Here is a 14751-nt window from a genome sequence, read left to right as displayed (position 1 = left end):
CCATGGTTAAGAGCTTAGTAAATGTGCTTTGCGGGCGTGAGCAGGAGGTTAGCGGGCCAGTGCCGTGACTCGCCTCCTCCCTGACAGCGTCATCCTGAGCTCGCTTCAGGATCCACGGTGCGGGGCACCCAGCGACCGCCGCTCGCGCGGCACGGTGGATCCTGAGACAAGCTCAGGATGACGGCAGCGGAACCTAGGGACGGCGCCCGCCTCAATTGGGCGACGACCCGGGCCCCTCCGCCGCCGACACCGACCCGCGCGCCGGCGGCGTGTCCGAGCGCGCCACGGCGAGCGCGCGGTCGTACCAGGCCGAGAGATCGCGCTTCATCGCCACCAGCGCCTCGGGATTGAGATAGGCCATATGGCCGGAAGGGTAATAGGTGAAGCGCAGGTTCCCGCGCTGTCCCGGCTCGAGCATCATATGGCCGAGATCGTTCTCGGTGCCGAAGAAGGGCGTGGCCATGTCGTACCAGCCGTTCATCGACAGCACCTGGAGATAGGGGTTGGCGCGCATCGCCGCGGCCAGGTCGATCGCGGTGTTGGGGTTGTTCTGCGGCCCCGCCCCGCGCAGCGGCGACTCGTGCTTCCAGTTCCACGTCCAGCCCGCGGCGTCGCGTGCGGACAGACGGTAGGGCATGTCGGTCTTGTAGCCGAGCTGGTGGGTCACATAGTCGGTGAAGGTGGCGATGAACGCGCCCGAGATCGCGTCCGACGACACGTCGGTCTCCGGGCGCTCACCCGCGGCATCGCTGTCGGTGCCGATGTAGCGCGAGTCGAAGCGGCCGACCGTCTGGCGCGTGCCGCGCAGCAGCTCCTTCTGGAAGCGCGGCAGGTCGATCCGCAGGTTGGCCCGGCGGATGAAGTCGGGCGACAGGCCGATGAGCTCGCTCATCCGCTGCGCCACCTGGTCGCGCTCGGCGTCGGAGATGTTCTGCCCCTTGGCGAGCGCCGACATGTACGGCCCCACCGCGAAGTCGCGCGCCTGCTGGACGATGGTCGCCACGTCGGCGGGTCGGTTGGCCAGACGGTTATGATACCAGGCGGTGGCGGCGTAGCTCGGCAGGTAGTTGAGATAGACCTGGTCGAGCCCGGGCTGGCGATAGCCGTAGTTCATGATCGAGCTGAGCAGCACCACGCCGTTGAGCGCCATGCCGCGGTCCTGCAGCTGATAGGCCAGTGCGCCCGAGCGCAACGTGCCGTAGCTCTCGCCGAAGATGAACTTGGGCGAGTTCCACCGGCCGTATTTGGTGGCGTAGCGCAGGATCGCCTTGGCGAAGGCGTCGGCGTCCTCGTCGACGCCGTAGAAGGCGCCCGGCTTCATGTCGCCGAGCGGGCGAGAATAGCCCGCGCCGATCGCGTCGAGGAAGACCATGTCGGTCTTGTCGAGCAGGGTGTAGGGGTTGGGGCCGAAGTCATAGGGCGCAGGCCGGATGAACTCGGGGTTGCCGGTCTGCAGCCGCACCGGCGCGAACGAGCCCATGTGGAGCCAGAAGGTCGGGCTGCCCGGCCCGCCGTTGTAGAAGAAGGTGATCGGTCGCTTCGTGCCCGGCTTGGTGCCGTCGAGCGTGTAGGCGGTGTAGAACATCGAGGCGGTCGGCTTGCCCTCCAGGTCGCGCAGCGTCAGCGTGCCGGCGGTGGCGGTATAGCCGAGCTTGCGGCCGCCGACCGTCACCGCGCCCTTGGAGCGCTCCTCGCGCTCGTCGACCGGCGCGTTGGCATAGGCTCCCTCGACCGCCGCCTTCTGCGCCTCGGCATTGGTCTTGGCGGACTGCTTGGAAGGAGCGGCATCCTTGTCCTGCGCGGCGGCGGGCAGCGCGACGGCGGCGAGCAGGGCGGTGGCGAGACCGAGGCGCATGATAATCCCCTAATTTTATGTGAGCCTCGCTGTCTAATCGGCAGAGGAGGGCAGGGGCAAGCACGAGCGGCTAGCGCGCGGCAAACCAGCGCCGAGACCTGCGAGCGCGCGGCCCGGGCCTCGTCAGTCGTCCTCGTCCTCGAAGCCGGAGAGGGCGAGCGCGCGCGCGCGGATCTGGCGCGTCATGCACCAGTGCACCAGCGCCTCCTCCCGGCCATGTGTCACCCACACCTCCTTGGGCGCGATCTCGGCCAGCGTCGCGGTCAGCTCGTCCCAGTCGGCGTGGTCGGAGAGGATCAGCGGCAGCTCGACGTTCTTCTGCCGCGCGCGCTGGCGCACCCGCATCCAGCCGCTCGCCATCGCGGTGATCGGGTCGGGCAGACGACGGGCCCAGCGGTCGTTGAGCGCCGAGGGAGGGCACATCACGACATGCCCCGCCATCTCGGCCTTCGACGTCCCGGTGGCGGGGCGCAGCTCGCCCAGCCGCACGCCCAGTTCCTCGTACAGGTCGCATAGCCGCTGGAGCGCGCCGTGCAGGTAGATCGGCGCCGCATGCCCGCGCGCGCGCAACTCGGCGATCACCCGCTGCGCCTTCCCCAGCGCGTAGGCGCCGACGACGATGCAGCGCTCCGGGTTGGCGTGGAGCCGCTCGAGCAGTTTGTCGATCTCGTCGCCGGTGTCGGGGTGACGGAAGACAGGCAGGCCGAAGGTCGCCTCGGTGACGAAGACGTCGCACGCCACCGGCTCGAACGCGGCGCAGGTCGGGTCGGCACGGCGCTTGTAATCACCGGAGACGACGACCCGCTCGCCGCGATGGTCGAGCACGATCTGCGCCGAGCCGAGCACATGGCCCGCGGGAACGAAACCAACCTCGACCTCGCCCAGCCGGATCGTCTCGCCGTAGGCGACCGGGCGCCCGATCTGCTCGCCGTAGCGCGCCGCCATGATCGCGAGCGTCTCAGGGGTGGCCCAGACCTCGCCATGGCCGCCGCGCGCGTGGTCGGCATGGCCATGGGTGACGAGCGCGCGCGGCTCGGGCGTGGACGGATCGATCCAGGCATCGGCCGGGCGCACGTAGATGCCGTTGGGGTGCGGCTCGAGCCAGTCGCCGAGCGTCGGTGCGCGGGTCGCCATGGCGGAACAACCGCGGCGGCGGATCGAAGTTCATCGCGGGGACGTTGGCGGGGGCAAGAAACAGCGGACGGAGAGTGACATGGCGGGTGATGGCCTGTGGAGCTTCGTGGTAATCGCCGGGCCGATCATCCTGGTCGCGGCATTGCTCTTTGCGATCCTGCGCAATCGTCGCAGCCGCCACGAGGAGGCGCGCACCGAGGAGGCGACGCGCGCGCTGTACAAGGAACAGTCGGCCGAGGATCGCGCGCGCACGCCATGATGCGGTGATAGGCGGCGGGGGGCAGGAGGCGGACCGCCCGAGCACCTTGCCCCACCCCCGCGCGTCGCTACATCTCACGGACCTTGGCCGCGCCCCCCCCGCTCCTCTCCGACTGGTTCGCGCGCCGCGGGTGGCATCCGCGCCGGCACCAGCTCGCCATGCTCGACGAGGCGCGCGCGGGCCGCCACGCGCTGCTGATCGCCGCGACCGGTGCGGGCAAGACGCTCGCCGGCTTCCTGCCGACGCTCGCCGAGCTGATCGAGTCGCCGAGCGAGGGGCTGCACACGCTCTACGTCTCGCCGCTCAAGGCGCTGGCGGTCGACATCCAGCGCAATCTGGTCACGCCGATCGACGAGATGGGCGCCGACATCCGCGTCGAGACCCGCACCGGCGACACGCCGTCCGACCGCAAGGCGCGGCAACGCGTGCGCCCGCCGCAGATCCTGCTGACCACGCCCGAGTCGCTGTCGCTGCTGCTGAGCTATCCCGACAGCTTCACCATGTTCGCCGGGCTGCGCACGATCGTGGTCGACGAGGTTCACGCCTTCGCCACCGGCAAGCGCGGCGACCTGCTGTCGTTGTGTATGGCGCGGTTGCAGACGATCGCGCCGGCGTGCCGCCGCGTCGCGCTCTCCGCCACGGTCGCTGACCCGGACGGCTATCGCGCCTGGCTCGCCCCCGACGGCGACATCGACCAGGTCGCGCTGGTCGAGGGCGAGCCCGGCCCCGACCCCGACATCGCCATCCTGCTGCCCGAGGACCGGGTGCCCTGGGCGGGCCATTCCGGCCGCTACGCCGCCGAGCAGGTGATGGCCGAGATCGAGACGCACAGGACCTCGATCGTCTTCTGCAACACCCGCAGCCTCGCCGAGCTGATCTTCCAGGACCTGTGGAAGGCCAATGCGATGCAGTTGCCGATCGGGATTCACCACGGCAGCCTTGAGAAGGAGGCGCGCCGCAAGGTGGAGGGCGCGATGGCGGCGGGGCGGCTGCGCGCTCTGGTGGCGACCGCCAGCCTCGACCTCGGTGTCGACTGGGGAGACGTCGACTGCGTAATTCAGATGGGCGCGCCCAAGGGCTCGTCGCGGCTGCTGCAGCGGATCGGGCGCAGCAACCACCGCCTCGACGTACCGAGCGAGGCGATCGTCGTGCCGGGCAACCGCTTCGAATATCTCGAGGCGCGCGCCGCGCTCGACGCGGTCGAGGCGGGCGAGCTCGACGCCGACGTGTTCCGCATGGGCGCGCTCGACGTGCTGGCCCAGCATCTGATGGCCTGCGCCTGCGCGGCGCCGTTCGACCAGCGCGCGATGCTGGCCGAGGTGCGCTCGGCGCTGCCCTATTCCGCACTGAGCGACGAGCTGTTCGAGCGCGTGCTCGGCTTCATCCGCGACGGCGGCTACTCGCTCAAGGCCTATGACCGCTTCAAGCGGCTGACCCAGGACGCCGACGGGACCTGGCGCGTCAGCCACCCGCGCTTCGTCGCGCAGCACAGGCTGAACGCCGGGATCATCGTCGAGGCGACGATGCTCAAGGTGCGCTTCCGCAACGGCCGCGCGCTCGGCAAGGTGGAGGAGGGGTTCGCCGCGACGCTGAGCCACGGCGACACCTTCTTCTTCGCGGGGCTGAGCCTCGAGGTCGAGAAGATCGACACCGAGGACCTGATCGTCCGCGCCACCAGCCGCCCGGCGCGGATCCCCACCTACGGCGGCAGCCGCATGCCGCTCTCGACCAATCTCGCCTCGCGCGTGCGGCGCTTCCTCGCCGAGCCGGGCGAGTGGCACCGCTTTCCCGCCGACGTGCGCGACTGGCTCGAGATCCAGTCGCGCCGCTCGACCCTGCCCGCGCCCGAGCAACTGCTGGTCGAGACCTTCCCGCGCGAGGGGCGGCATTACATGGTCGCGTACAGCTTCGAGGGCTGGAACGCGCACCAGTCGCTCGGCATGCTGGTGACCAAGAGAATGGAAACGCTCGGGCTCAAGCCGCTCGGCTTCGTCGCCAACGACTATGCGATCGCCTGCTACGGGCTGGAGCGCGTGACCGAACCGGCCGCGCTGTTCTCGGCCGATATCCTCGAGCATGAGTTCGTCGAATGGGTCGAGCGCTCGCACCTGCTCAAGCGTGCCTTCCGCGAGGTGGCGGTGATCGGCGGGCTGGTCGAGCGACAGCATCCCGGCAAGCGCAAGACCGGGCGGCAGGTGACATTCTCGACCGACCTGATCTACGACGTGCTGCGCCAGTATGAGCCCGGCCACGTGCTGCTCCAGGCGGCCTGGGCCGACGCGCGCGCGCGGATGACCGACGTCGGCCGGCTCGCCGACCTGCTCGACCGAGCCGCCGACACGATGGTCCACGTCGACCTGCCGCGCGTCACGCCGCTGGCGGTGCCGGTGCTGACGCTGATCGGGCGCGAGAAGGTGGCGACGGGCAGCGCCGACGACTCGCTGCTGATCGAGGCCGAGGCCCTAGCGGCGGAGGCGATGCGGGTAGATTGAGGGGGGAGTGGATAGGGAGAAGCCCTGCCGATCCTCCCCGCTCGCGGGGAGGGGGACCGCGTCGCGCAGCGGCGTGGTGGAGGGGGCTCTTCGCACGCGAACCGGCCCGTTCGCGGACCCCCCCCCCCTCCACCAGCCTACGGCTGGTCCCCCTCCCCGCGAGCGGGGAGGATCTCGCTCACACCTGGTTCCCGTCGGTATCGCGCAGCACCTCGCGCCGCCCGACATGGTCCGGCCGGCTCACCACGCCCTCCTTCTCCATCCGCTCGATCAGCCGCGCCGCCGAATTGTAGCCGATGCGCAGCTGGCGCTGGAGCCACGAGGTCGACGCCTTCTGGCTGCCGCACACGATCGCCACCGCGGCGCGATATTGCTGGTCCTCGGCCGAGTCCTCGCCGGTCGGCGCGCCCTCCAGCGCGAAGCTCTCGGCCGGCTCCTCGGTGACCGACTCGATGTAGTCGGGCTGGCCCTGCGCGCGCCAGTGATCGGTCACCGCGCGCACCTCGTCGTCGCTGACGAACGGGCCGTGGACGCGGACGATGCCCTTGCCGCCGGGCATGTAGAGCATGTCGCCGCGGCCGAGCAGCTGCTCCGCCCCCTGCTCGCCGAGGATCGTGCGCGAGTCGATCTTGCTGGTGACGTGGAAGGAGATGCGCGTCGGCAGGTTGGCCTTGATCACGCCGGTGATGACGTCGACCGAGGGGCGCTGCGTCGCCATGATCAGGTGGATGCCCGCGGCGCGCGCCTTTTGCGCCAGCCGCTGGATCAGGAACTCGACTTCCTTGCCCGCGGTCATCATCAGGTCGGCGAGCTCGTCGACGATGACGACGATCTGCGGCAGCACGTCATAGTCGAGCTGCTCCTCCTCGTAGACCGGCTGGCCGTTCTCGCCATAGCCAGTCTGCACGCGGCGACCGAGCGGCGCGCCCTTGGCCCGCGCCGCCCGCACCTTCTCGTTGAACGAGGCGAGACTGCGCACGCCGACCGACGACATCTGGCGGTAGCGATCCTCCATCGTCTCGACCGCCCATTTGAGCGCGCGCACCGCCTTGGCCGGATCGGTGACGACAGGCGAGAGCAGGTGCGGGATGTCGTCGTACATGCTCAGCTCGAGCATCTTCGGGTCGATCATGATCATGCGGCACTGGTCCGGCGTCAGCCGGTACAGCAGCGACAGGATCATGCCGTTGAGCCCGACCGACTTGCCCGATCCGGTCGTGCCCGCGACGAGCAGGTGCGGCATCGGCGCGAGATCGGCGATGACGGGATCGCCCGCGATGTTCTTGCCGAGGATCACGGGGAGCTGCGCCGACTGGTCCTCGAATGCCTGGCTCGCCACCAGCTCGTGGAGCGACACCATCTCGCGCCTGGCATTGGGCAGCTCGATGCCGATCACGGTCCGCCCCGGGATGGTCGCGACGCGCGCCGAGATCGCCGACATGTTGCGCGCGATGTCGTCGGCAAGCGAGATCACGCGAGTCGCCTTGATCCCCGGCGCGGGCTCGAGCTCGTACATCGTCACGACCGGGCCCGGGCGGACCTCGGTGATGTTGCCCTTGACGTTGAAGTCGTCGAGCACGGTCTCGAGCAGCCGCGCGTTGCGCTCCAGCGCGGCCTTGTCGATCGGGTTGCTCTGGTTGGCGGGGGCGGGGGTGAGCAGGTCGAGCCCGGGCAAGGTGTAACTGTCGCGCAGGTCGAGCCGCTGCTGCGGTTTGGGCGCCGCCGCGGAGGGTGCCAGCGTGCGCTCACTGATGACCGGGGCGGGGCGGTCGCTGGGCTCCGCCACGGCGCGCGGCGCGGGGCGACGCGCCAGCGCTGGTACCTCGTCGCGCTCAAACGGGGCGTCCGCCTCATCGAACGCCTCGTCCGCGTCGCCGCGCGCGCGGCGCAGCCCGCCGCGTGGGGCGAGCCGGGCGAAATCGATCTCGAGGCTGCGGCCCCACAGGAAGGCGCCGCCGATGCCGCTCACCACGCCGAGCGCGACCACACCCCACCAGCGTACCGGCGCGTCGCCGACCAGTCCGAGCGCCCAGCGCGTCGAAGCGACCACGCCGAGCCCAACCGCGCCGCCCCAGCCGAACGGCAGCGCGGGCACCGCGCCGGGTGCGGCGCAGCCGAGCGCCACCGCCATCAGCGCCACCGCCACGGCGGTGCCGCGCAGCATCCGCGGCCACGCGCCCGCGGGCTGCTCGCGCCACAGCCGCGCCGCCACCAGCGGCGGCACCGGCAGCAGCAGCGCCACCGCGGGCCCGAACAGCGTGAGCGCGAGATCGGCGAACCAGGCGCCGGGCGCGCCCAGCAAATTGCCTGCGACGCCGCCCGCGGCGGTGTTGAAGGCGGCGTCGCTCGGGCGATAGCTGGCGAGCGCGAGCGCCATCGCCAGCGTCAGCGCGACCAGCGCCACCGCGACGATCAGCGCACCGCTGCGCAGCGCCCCCGCCTTCACCGTCTCGCGCCACAGCGGCGCGTCGGCCCTGCTCGCCATCTGTTCCCGTCCTCAGCGATGTCTGAAATGCCCAGCGTACATTGTCCGCCCAGCGCGAGTCCGCGTCAAGAGACCCGCCCTTCCCCGTCCGCGCGCGACCCTGTAGGGCGGGCGCCATGGACCATGCAGACGTGCTCATCCTCGGCGGCGGGCTGGTCGGCAGCGCGCTCGCGGTCGCGCTCGACCGCCACGGCCTTTCCGCGATCGTGGTCGATCCGGCCGACCCCGCCGTGATGCTCGCCGCCGGCTTCGACGGGCGTGCCTCAGCGGTCGCCAGCGCGAGCCATCGCATGCTCGATGCCATCGGGGTGGGGGAGGCGCTGCGGGGCAAGGGCTGCCCGATCCGCCACATCCGCGTGAGCGACGGGCTGGCGCCGGGCAAGCTCGACTTCGTCCCCGCTGCCGACGACGCCGCGCTCGGCACGATGTACGAGAACCGGCTGCTCCGCCGCGCCTTGTACGAGGCGGTGTCCGCCGCGCCGCTGGTCGACCTGCGCATGAACACGCGGGCGACCGCGGTGGAGCGCGACCAGGGCGGCGTGCGCGCGACGCTGTCCGACGGACGTACCGTCACCGCCGACCTGCTCGTCGCCGCCGAGGGGCGCCAGTCGCCGACGCGAGAGGCGGCGGGGATCGCGGTCGCACGGTGGCAATATAATCACGCCGCGATCGTCGGCGCGTTCCACCACGAGCGCAGCCATGAGAACGTCGCCTACGAGATCTTCTATCCCGCCGGGCCGTTCGCGCTGCTGCCGCTGCCCGACGACGAGGTCGGCCACCGCTCGGCGATCGTGTGGACGGTCGCGGCGGATCAGGCGGCGGGCATGCTCAAGCTCGGCGACCGCGGCTTCCTCGCCGAGGTGGAGCAGCGCATGGGAGGCTTCCTCGGCGCGCTGGCGCACGCCAGCCCGCGCGCGAGCTACCCGCTCGGCTTCCACCATGCCGCGCGTGTGACCGACACGCGGCTGGTGCTGGTGGGCGACGCGGCGCACGGCATCCATCCGATCGCGGGGCAGGGAGTGAACCTCGGCTATCGCGACGTCGCCGCGCTGGTCGAGGTGCTGGTCGAGGGCCGCCGGCTCGGGCTCGACGCAGGCGACGCGCAACTGCTGCGCCGCTACGAGGCGTGGCGCGGGCTCGACACCTTCATGGTGGCGGCGGCGACCGACACGCTGACGCGGCTGTTCGGCATCCCCGGCAAGGCCGCGAGCGCGGTGCGCCGCTTCGGGATCAGCGCGGTCGACCGCATCCCACCGCTTAAGGACCGCTTCATGAGCGAGGCGCGCGGCGAGAGCGGGGATCTGCCCAAGCTGCTGATGGGCGCGACGGTGTGAGCGGCTGCTGATCGGCTCATGCGAAGACGCGAAGGAGATTGGTTCACGCGGAGGCGCGGAGCTGCCTCGCGCGTCAACGCAACCTGACCATCAACCTATGGTGTCGGTCTGGCCGCTGCGCGGCCGGGCGTGACCTCTCTGCGCCTCCGCGCCTCCGCGTGCGAACACCTAATTCCTCTTCGCGTCCTCGCGTGAATCAACTTGAACGCACCCTACACCGTCAGAACTGATGCCCGGTCCGATCGCGCTTGGTCGCGAGATAGCGCGCGTTGTGCGGGTTGGCGGGCAGTGCGTGCGGCACCCGCTCCACCACGCTCACCCCCGCCGCCTCGAGCCCCGCAACCTTCGCCGGATTATTCGTCAGCAAGCGCACGCGCTCCTGTCCGAGCAGCACCAGCATCCGCGCCGCCACGCCGAAGTCGCGCGCGTCCACCGCGAAGCCGAGCCGCGTGTTGGCGTCGACCGTGTCATAGCCCTGATCCTGCAGCGCATAGGCGCGAAGCTTGTTGACCAGCCCGATGCCGCGCCCCTCCTGTCGCAGGTAGAGCAGGATGCCCCAGCCGGCGTCACGGATGCGGTGGATCGCAGCATCCAGCTGAGGACCGCAGTCGCACTTCAGGCTCCCGAGCACGTCGCCGGTCAGGCATTCGCTGTGCAGCCGCACCAGCGGCGGTGCGCCGCTCGGCTGGCCGATCAGCAATGCAACATGCTCGTCGGCGCTCTCGGGCGAGCGGAAGGCGACGATCTCGGCGTCCTCGGCCTGCGCCACCGGCAGCCGAGCGCGCACCGCGATCGAGAGGCGGGTCGCATCCTCGTGCGCGTCGACCGCGGCGACGTCGATCGCCACCGCTGGCTCGACCCCGCCGGTGAAGAAGGCGGGGAGCAGCCCGGCCACCCGCGCCAGCCGCAGCGCCGCGGCGCCCGCGACGGGGCTCGCGAGCGCGGCGGTGCGGAACGGCCCCTTGAGCGGGGTGGCGAGATCGAGCTGCGGGTCGGCCAGCGCGGTGGCGAGCGCCATGTCGAACCACGGCGCTCGCTCGATCAGCACCGGCTGGTCTGGCGCTGCGGCGGCGCGCTGGTTGGTCAGCGTCAGCGTCTCCGCCCGCCCGGCTGAGATCAGCACGGCATAGTCCTCGTCGGGCGCGAAGGCGGCGAGCCGCGCGGCGTCGGCGGTCTCTATCGCGAGCAGCACCAGCGGCGGCTCGCCCGGCGCGTGGAGCGCGATCGGCCACCCACGCCGCATCGCGTCGATCGCGCGTGCGGCGTCGCGCGGGTCGGCGCTGGCCTGGCTCACCAAGCGAACTCGGTCATGATCGGGACGTGGTCGCTCGGCTTGAGCCAGCTGCGGCACGGCTCGAAGACAGTGTGCGCCGTGGCGGTGCGCGCGACGTCGGCGGTGGCCCACATATGGTCGAGCCGGCGGCCGCGGTCGTTCTTGGTCCAGTCGGGCGAGCGATAGCTCCACCAGGTGTGCAGCCGGGCCGGGGCGGGATGGAAGTGGCGGCCGAGATCGACCCAGTCGTTCGACTCGCGCAGCCGCTCGAGTGCCTCGACCTCGATCGGCGTGTGACTTACCACCTTGAGCAGCGCCTTATGGCTCCACACGTCACTCGGCAGCGGCGCGATGTTGAAGTCGCCGGTGAGGATGGTGGGCACGTCGAGCGTCTCGGACCAGCGCGTCATGCGCTCGACGAAGTCGAGCTTCTGCCCGAACTTCGGATTGACCTCGCGGTCGGGAACGTCGCCGCCGGCCGGAACATAGACGTTCTCAAGCCGCACCCCGCCAGGCAGCTGCACGCCGAGGTGCCGCGCCTCGCGATTGGCCTGCCAGTCTAGCCGCTCGTCCGCCTCGATCGGCACGCGGCTGATGATCGCGACGCCGTGGTGCATGCGCTGCCCGTTGAGCAGGACATGGTCGTAGCCGAGCGCGTGAAATCCAGCGACTGGGAAATCGGCGTCGATCACCTTGGTCTCCTGCAGGCACAGGATGTCGGGGGCGGCCTCACGCAGGAAGCGCTCGACGATGTCGAGGCGGAAGCGGACCGAGTTGATGTTCCAGGAGACGATCTTCACGCCGCGCGACATAGGCGGTCGATCGCGTCGCGCAAACACCTCGCCGGCCGGAACGTGAAAGGCCCCCGCTCCGGGGGCATGGAGCGAGGGCCGACACAGCGTTCATCACGCAAGCGGGGGAGAAGGGCTCAGGGCAACAGGGGGAAAATCCCCGAGGCGTCCGCCCCCACAACCCTTATTTAGGACAATTAAGCTGTCAGTCAGATGAACGGATTGTAGAAATTTGTCAGCCGCTGCGACCCTGGCGGCGCGGGTCGGTCCAGCGGAACGCGCTGTCGCTCACCGGCGCGTTGAACTTCTGTCCGCTCAGCCGGATCGTCGTGCGATTGCCCTGGCTGTCGAGCGCGACCCAGCCCTGCAGCATCAGCCCCGCCGGCGCGGCGGCGTCGCGCGCGAACACCATCGTGATCCGCCCGAACTCGGGATGCTTGGGGTCGTTCGCTTCCACCGAGAGCACGTCGGGGTTGGGCGACGGCACGACCTTGGCATAGCGTGAGATATCGCGGCTGGGATCGATCAGCACGCCGAGGGGCGAGTTGCCGATCGGCCAGCGCTGCACCTGCTTCACCGAATAATCGATGAAGGTGAACGCCTTGCCATCGCTCACGATGAGCAGCGGCACGCCCTTCTCATATTGGAAGCGGATCTTGCCCGGCTTCTTGAGCGTCAGCACGCCGGTCAGCACGCGACCGTTGCGGTCGGTCTGGCTGAAATTGGCTGTCATCGTTTCCGCCGCGGCCAGGAAACGTTGCACCGCGGCGAGATCGTTGCCCTGCGCGGCGGCCGGTGCGGCGACCATCGCGATCGCGGTCAGCGGCACGAGGAAAGTACGCATCGTCACTCCGTTGTCAGACAGGCCCATGGTGCCGCGGAGGCGTTGAACGCGCCGTGAACCCGGCGCCATACGACTAGCCGAGCAGCGAGGCGATGCCCGGTGTGTTCTCGGCGCCGACCCAGCCCTCGTAGATCATCTTGCCCGCGACGAAGAGGATGACGGCCAGGCCGACATAGGCGATCCAACGGTAGCGATCGATGATCCGCGCGATGAAGTTCGCCGCCAGCCCCATCAGCGCGACCGACAGCAGCAGGCCGACGACGAGGATGCCGGGATGCTCGCGCGCCGCGCCCGCCACGGCGAGCACGTTGTCGAGGCTCATCGACACGTCCGCCACCGCCACCGCCCAGGCCGCGCCGACGAAGCTGCGCGCGGGCGCGACGGCGGCGTCGCCGTTGCCCTCGGCGTCCGGCTGGTGGCCGCCGGCGCGGATCTCGCGCCAGAACTTCCAGCTCACCCACAGCAGCAGCAGGCCGCCGGCGAAGATCAGCCCGACGATCCCCATCAGCCAGGTGACGATCAGCGCGAAGAAGATGCGCAGCACCAGCGCGGCGCCGATGCCGATCAGGATCACCTTCTTGCGCTGATCAGAGGGCAGGCCGGCGGCCAGCGCGCCGACCACGATCGCATTGTCGCCCGCCAGCACCAGGTCGATCATCAGCACCGAGCCGAAGGCGGCCAGCGCGGCCGGGTCGCTCAGGTTCGAGAAGTCGGCGACGATATGCTGCCAGATGTCGCCGAGCGAGCCGGGTCCTTGCGGTGCGACGGCCGCCCCCGCGGCGGCCAGCATGGCGATCAGGCTCACGACGTCACTCCCCTGAAGATACGAGCGGGCGGCACGTTGAACCAACGCACCGCCCGCGAAAAGTTACCGACTGCTGACCCGCCGGCGCTCCCAACCGCCTGTCACGCCCGCCGCTGAAGGCGGCGAGCGCGGGGGCGGTTCACTGGTTCATCGAGTCGAAGAAATCGTCGTTGGTCTTGGAATCCTTCATCTTCCCGAGCAGGAACTCCATCGCGTCGACAGTCCCCATCTGCATCAGGATGCGGCGCAGCACCCACATCTTGCTGAGCTTGTCCTTCTCGACCAGCAGCTCCTCCTTGCGCGTCCCGGACTTGCCGACGTCGATCGCGGGGAAGATGCGCTTGTCGGCGACCTTGCGGTCCAGCACGATCTCGGCATTGCCGGTGCCCTTGAACTCCTCGAAGATCACCTCGTCCATGCGGCTGCCGGTGTCGATCAGCGAGGTCGAGATGATGGTGAGGCTGCCGCCCTCCTCGATGTTGCGCGCCGCGCCGAAGAAGCGCTTGGGGCGCTGCAGCGCGTTGGCGTCGACGCCGCCGGTCAGCACCTTGCCCGACGAGGGCACCACGGTGTTGTAGGCGCGGCCGAGGCGGGTGATGTTGTCGAGCAGGATCACCACGTCCTTCTTGTGCTCGACCAGGCGCTTGGCCTTCTCGATCACCATCTCGGCGACCTGCACGTGGCGCGTCGCCGGCTCGTCGAAAGTGGACGAGACCACCTCACCGTTGACCGTGCGCGACATGTCGGTGACTTCCTCGGGCCGCTCGTCGATCAACAGCACCAGCAGGAACACCTCGGGGTGGTTGTGGCTGATCGCGCGCGCGATGTTCTGCATCATGATCGTCTTGCCGACGCGCGGCGGGGCGACGATGAGGCAGCGCTGGCCCTTGCCGATCGGCACGACGACGTCGAGCACGCGGCCCGACCGGTCTTTGATCGTCGGGTCCTCGATCTCCATCTTGAGCCGCTCATCGGGGTAGAGCGGCGTGAGATTGTCGAAGTTGACGCGGTGGCGGACCCGGTCGGGGTCCTCGAAATTAACCTGGGTGATCTTCACCAAGGCGAAATAGCGCTCGCCGTCCTTGGGCCCGCGGATCTCGCCCTCGACCGTGTCGCCGGTGCGCAGGCCGTGCTTCCGCACCTGATTGGGGCTGACGTAGATGTCGTCCGGACCGGCGAGATAATTGGCCTGCGCCGAGCGGAGGAAGCCGAAGCCGTCGGGCAGCACCTCGATCGTGCCCTCGCCCATGATCTGCTCGCCGTTCTCGGCCTGGACCTTGAGGATGGCGAACATCAGATCCTGCTTGCGCAGCGTCGACGCGCCCTCGACCCCGAGTTCCTCGGCGAGCTGCACGAGGTCGGCCGGGGCCTTCTTCTTCAAATCCTTGAGATGCATGTAGACGTGTCCGATGTGCTCGGGAGTGGGGGGAAGCTCGGTCGGCGAAGAATACGCTCGAGATACGAAGCTGTAGAGGAGGC

At 69.9% G+C, this 14751-nt stretch carries 11 protein-coding genes; 3 read left to right on the top strand and 8 right to left on the bottom strand.

Annotation, left to right across the window (positions count from 1 at the left end; translation table 11 throughout):
• Positions 1–211 precede the first annotated feature (211 nt).
• Together FHY03_RS10300 and FHY03_RS10295 are read right to left on the bottom strand one after the other, a co-directional pair.
• The gene (locus FHY03_RS10300) at positions 212–1855 is read right to left on the bottom strand and encodes a S10 family peptidase (protein WP_183922577.1); all 1644 of its coding nucleotides are present in this window, start codon (positions 1853–1855) and stop codon (positions 212–214) included.
• Between the two features lie 123 nt (positions 1856–1978).
• Positions 1979–2989: a ligase-associated DNA damage response exonuclease gene (locus tag FHY03_RS10295; RefSeq protein WP_183922578.1), complete on the bottom strand. Its 1011-nt coding sequence runs from the start codon at positions 2987–2989 to the stop codon at positions 1979–1981.
• A gap of 79 nt (positions 2990–3068) precedes the next feature.
• On the opposite strand from FHY03_RS10295, the gene FHY03_RS10290 reads away from it, so the two are divergent.
• Positions 3069–3248, top strand: coding sequence for a hypothetical protein (locus FHY03_RS10290; protein ID WP_183922580.1), 180 nt, complete (start codon positions 3069–3071; stop codon positions 3246–3248).
• Between the two features lie 83 nt (positions 3249–3331).
• A complete protein-coding gene (locus FHY03_RS10285) occupies positions 3332–5740 on the top strand; it encodes a ligase-associated DNA damage response DEXH box helicase (protein ID WP_183930613.1) in 2409 nt (802 codons plus the stop codon).
• 178 nt (positions 5741–5918) lie between these two features.
• Here FHY03_RS10285 and FHY03_RS10280 read toward each other — a convergent pair whose 3' ends face one another.
• Positions 5919–8225 carry a DNA translocase FtsK 4TM domain-containing protein gene (locus FHY03_RS10280; protein ID WP_183930611.1) on the bottom strand — a complete coding sequence of 769 codons (2307 nt, stop codon included), beginning with the start codon at positions 8223–8225 and terminating at the stop codon, positions 5919–5921.
• Between the two features lie 116 nt (positions 8226–8341).
• Here FHY03_RS10280 and FHY03_RS10275 point away from each other — a divergent pair, with 116 nt between their 5' ends.
• Positions 8342–9559: a UbiH/UbiF/VisC/COQ6 family ubiquinone biosynthesis hydroxylase gene (locus FHY03_RS10275; RefSeq protein ID WP_183930609.1), complete on the top strand. Its 1218-nt coding sequence runs from the start codon at positions 8342–8344 to the stop codon at positions 9557–9559.
• A 220-nt stretch (positions 9560–9779) separates the two neighbouring features.
• Here the strand turns inward: FHY03_RS10275 and ribA are convergent, their stop codons facing one another.
• From ribA to rho, 5 genes are all read right to left on the bottom strand, one after another.
• Entirely contained in the window at positions 9780–10802 is a 1023-nt protein-coding gene (gene ribA, locus FHY03_RS10270; RefSeq protein WP_183922979.1) for a GTP cyclohydrolase II, read from the bottom strand.
• A 47-nt stretch (positions 10803–10849) separates the two neighbouring features.
• Positions 10850–11632, bottom strand: coding sequence for an exodeoxyribonuclease III (locus tag FHY03_RS10265; RefSeq protein ID WP_409314187.1), 783 nt, complete (start codon positions 11630–11632; stop codon positions 10850–10852).
• Positions 11633–11858: 226 nt separating this feature from the next.
• Positions 11859–12467 (bottom strand): outer membrane lipoprotein carrier protein LolA, encoded by a 609-nt coding sequence (locus tag FHY03_RS10260; protein ID WP_183930604.1) that lies wholly within the window; start codon positions 12465–12467, stop codon positions 11859–11861.
• A 73-nt stretch (positions 12468–12540) separates the two neighbouring features.
• The gene (locus tag FHY03_RS10255; protein WP_183922981.1) at positions 12541–13257 is read right to left on the bottom strand and encodes a TerC family protein; all 717 of its coding nucleotides are present in this window, start codon (positions 13255–13257) and stop codon (positions 12541–12543) included.
• Between the two features lie 154 nt (positions 13258–13411).
• Positions 13412–14668, bottom strand: coding sequence for a transcription termination factor Rho (rho, locus tag FHY03_RS10250; RefSeq protein WP_183922599.1), 1257 nt, complete (start codon positions 14666–14668; stop codon positions 13412–13414).
• Between the last annotated feature and the right edge of the window lie 83 nt (positions 14669–14751).

The organism is Sphingomonas sp. BK345, assembly GCF_014193845.1.
In the GTDB taxonomy this organism is placed as follows: Bacteria; Pseudomonadota; Alphaproteobacteria; order Sphingomonadales; family Sphingomonadaceae; genus Sphingomonas.
This window is presented reverse-complemented; position numbering and strand designations above follow the sequence as displayed.